Consider the following 1,383-nt stretch of genomic DNA (forward strand, 5'->3'; position numbering starts at 1 on the left):
GGTTCTCTGTCAAATGTGGTGGTGTGATTTTCACTCCACCATCTCTTTTTCTTTTAAACTAAAGCTAAAGCCCTTCTAACTTCTTGTCGCCACAATATTTTCTTTTTCAATCGTTCGAAGTCTTTAATGCCATAAGACATACGCTTCGATACTTTAATCGTGTTGTTTACACCCTCAATGTATCCATTATTAAATCGATACATAAATGACTGTAAGATTTCTTGCTTCCAGCGTTTAAATGTCTTCATCACCTTATGAAAAGCCTCTATTTTAGAAGCGTTCATCGCCATCAAACATTCTTCTAATCCTTGCATTGCAGTAACTTCATCACTTTCTTTAAACCATTGGTCCAGCTTATTTTTCAAGTCATAGGCTTCTCTTAGCCCAGAATGTATCTGAAGCAGTTGGTTTACTTTTTCTTGTTCTTCCTCGGATAATTTATAGGTTGATTTCCACAACAGTTTTTTACTTCGTTTCATACGTATTCGTGCTTTCTTATCCAACTCACGTTGGACTTCTCGTCTTACCTCATCTAATGCCCAATACACTTGGCGCATGTAGTGAAATCGATCAGCGATAATTAATGGATTACCCAATGCCTTACGTACAGCTTGCTTGAAAGACTTTGACAAATCCATCACCACAATCTCTGTCCTACTGGTATCACAGGACTGTAAATAGGACTTTATTGTGTCTACTTTTCTATCAGGTAACACATCTACGATTTCTTTATTCTCTACATCTGCGATAACGGTTTGAAACCTTTCCCCACCTGCGTCACCCTTGAATTCGTCAATAGATATAGCTCGTGGAAGAACTTTTGTGGTTTCGATTTTATGTCGATTAAATAAGCGCAATAACCGATTTGTCGTCATCCCCGTTAATTGAGCTGCAGTAGTAAAGGATCCAACTGCTGTATAAGTTAACGCAGTTGTCTGCACCGCATTCGTGCATCGCTGATAGCGTTCAACCATCTGTAGCTTTTCATAAAAGGTATGGTTACAATCCACACAGAGGTATCGTCTTTTCCGCAAGGAAATTTGCAGGGGTCTATTAGACATAATTGGTCCCTGAATCTTCTGGTTGCGATAACCATGAACACGCTTCGTTTTTTCTTTACAAACCGGACACTTCTGCTTTTTAACTTTTGTACGCAATTCCACCAACAAATAGTCGGATTGGTCACTGAAATCCCATACGTCAACATGCTTGTCTTTAATCCCCAACATTTCTATGATAAAATGATTTTGCACTCTTTCCCTCTCCTTTTCCTTTTGTCTCGACAACTTTAGGATAACAAAAGAGAGGGGAATGAGTGTATTTTTTTGACTTCTTTTAAAGCCTTGATAGAACTGAGGACACCACCACATTTAGTATAGAGCC

The 1,383-nt window shown here is 38.7% G+C and carries 1 protein-coding gene; it reads right to left on the reverse strand.

All coding sequences use genetic code 11. From position 1 onward, the window contains the following. Positions 1-53: 53 nt before the first annotated feature. A complete protein-coding gene (locus LD272_RS21290; RefSeq protein WP_226038594.1) occupies positions 54-1,253 on the reverse strand; it encodes an ISL3 family transposase in 1,200 nt (399 codons plus the stop codon). Positions 1,254-1,383 lie beyond the last annotated feature (130 nt).

It is taken from the genome of Aquibacillus saliphilus (genome assembly GCF_020404745.1).
Classification (GTDB): Bacteria; Bacillota; Bacilli; order Bacillales; family Amphibacillaceae; genus Aquibacillus; species Aquibacillus saliphilus.